2 protein-coding genes are annotated in these 1,623 nt (G+C 75.4%); both read left to right on the top strand.

Going from position 1 to position 1,623, the window contains the following annotated elements:
- Nucleotides 1-840, top strand: an 840-nt coding sequence (locus AC2W7G_RS15780) for a methionyl-tRNA formyltransferase (RefSeq protein WP_485869274.1), incomplete at its 5' end; no start/stop codon positions are given.
- A partial coding sequence (locus AC2W7G_RS15785; protein WP_485869275.1) for a transcription antitermination factor NusB occupies nt 840-1,623 on the top strand: 784 nt, incomplete at its 3' end. The genes AC2W7G_RS15780 and AC2W7G_RS15785, both read left to right, overlap by 1 nt.

Raw genomic sequence — 1,623 nt, forward strand, 5'->3', positions numbered from 1 at the left:
ACGCCCCGGCCGGGCCGCGGCCGCCGCCTGGAGGAGTCGCCCGTCGCCGCCCGCGCCCGTGAGCTCGGCATCGAGGTGCTCAAGCCGACCAAGCCGTCCGACCCCGACTTCATGGCCCGGCTCCGGGAGCTCGAGCCGGACTGCTGCCCCGTGGTCGCCTACGGCGCGCTGCTCAAGCAGGAGGCGCTGGACGTCCCGGAGCACGGCTGGGTCAACCTGCACTTCTCGGTGCTGCCGAACTGGCGCGGCGCCGCACCGGTGCAGTGGTCGCTCATGGCCGGCGACGAGGTCACCGGCGCCACGGTGTTCCGCATCGTCGAGGAGCTCGACGCGGGGCCGGTGCTCGGCGTCATCACCGAGCGCATCCGCGACACCGACACCGCCGGCGACCTGCTCGAGCGGCTGGCCGACGGGGGAGCGCGGCTGCTCGTGGACGCGCTCGACCACGTCGAGGACGGCGACATCTCCTACGTCCCGCAGCAGGAGGAGGGCGTCACCTACGCCCCGAAGCTGACCACCGAGGACGCCCGCGTCGACTGGTCGCGTCCGGCCTTCGCCATCGACCGCCAGGTGCGCGGGTGCACGCCGGCCCCCGGCGCCTGGACGACGCTGGAGCAGACCGGCGCGGACCCGCTGCGGATCAAGCTCGGTCCGCTCGCCGTCAGCGACGAGCGCACGCTCGAGCCCGGACGCCTGAGCGTCGGCAAGCGCGAGGTGCGCGTGGGCACCGGCACGACGGACGTCGTCCTGGGCGAGCTGCAGGCGCACGGGAAGAAGCGCATGAGCGCGGCCGACTGGGGTCGGGGCGTCGCGCTCGAGCCGGACGCGAGGCTCGTCTGATGGCGCTGGACATGGCCCGCCTCACCGCGTTCGAGGCGCTGCGTGCCGTCGACGAGCGTGACGCCTACACCAACCTCGTCCTGCCCGCGATGCTGCGCGAGCGCGGCCTCGAGGGCCGCGACGCCGCCCTGGTGACCGAGCTCGTGCACGGCACGCTGCGCCGGCGGGGCACGTACGACGCGATCCTCGACCAGGTCGCCAAGCAGGGCGTCGCGAAGATCGACCCGCCGGTGCTGGACGCGCTGCGCCTGGGCGTCCACCAGCTGCTCGGCATGCGCGTGCCGTCGCACGCCGCGGTCTCGACGACGGTCGACCTCGTGCGGCGCCAGGTCGGGCACAAGCCGACGGCCTTCGTCAACGCCGTGCTGCGCAAGGTCGCGCGCCGCGGACTGCCCGACTGGCTGGACGCGGTCGCGTCCGGGCTGCCCGAGACCGAGCGGCTCGCCGTCGTGGAGTCGCACCCCGCGTGGATGGTCGAGGCGCGTCGGGCGGCGCTCGGAGGGCGGGGACCGGACCGTCCGAGCTGCCGACCTGCTCGCCGCCGACAACGCCTCGCCGCGGGTCACCCTCGTGGCCCGCCCCGGCCTCGTCGAGCCCGACGCGCTGCCCGGCGAGCCCGGACGGCTCTCGCCGTACGCCAAGGTGCTCGACGGCGGCGTGCCCGGCGACCTGCCCGAGGTGCGCGACGGACGTGCGGGGTGCAGGACGAGGGGCGTCGCAGATGGTCGCGCTCACCGCCGTCGGACGCGCCGCTCGAGGGTCGCGACGAGCGTCTGGCTCGAC

The sequence above is a fragment of the Aeromicrobium sp. PFPM2_SD2 genome (genome assembly GCF_057364525.1).